Annotated in this window: 2 protein-coding genes; both read left to right on the forward strand. The window is 43.5% G+C overall.

Annotated features, from left to right (window positions below; translation table 11 throughout):
* The coding region (locus R7O13_RS31325) for a sulfite exporter TauE/SafE family protein (protein WP_318305794.1) at positions 1-284 on the forward strand (284 nt) is incomplete at its 5' end.
* An 88-nt stretch (positions 285-372) separates the two neighbouring features.
* Positions 373-504 (forward strand): prolipoprotein diacylglyceryl transferase family protein (locus tag R7O13_RS31330; protein ID WP_318305796.1); only part of this gene is annotated, 132 nt, incomplete at its 3' end.

Raw genomic sequence — 504 nt, forward strand, 5'->3', positions numbered from 1 at the left:
AGCACGGCGTAGAAATGCGTAAAGCGGTCGGCTCATCGTCAGTTTGTGGCTGCATCATCGCCATCTCTGGCATGATCGGCTTTATTTTGCACGGCTATAAGGTTGAAGGCTTACCTGCGTACAGTATTGGTTATGTTTACCTTCCTGCGTTACTTGCGATTGCAATGACTTCGATGTTGACCACGAAAGTGGGGGCAAAGCTCGCGACCAATCTTCCTACTGCGGTATTAAAGAAAATATTCGCAATATTCTTGATGTTTGTTGCAGCAACAATGCTGCTGTAAGTTTATTCCCAAGTTATTCACGCTGAACCGAGCATTTGAGGTGACTTGGGTATATTGGTTTTATTTGTAAATAAGAAGAGAATGATTTATGTCTCAGGGATACCTTCAATTTCCCAATATTGATCCGGTTTTAGTCTCTATTGGTCCTGTTTCAATTCGTTGGTACGGTTTGATGTACCTCGTCGGTTTCATGTTTGCATTGTGGTTGGCGAACCGTCGT

The organism is Vibrio sp. Y176 (assembly GCF_033438945.1).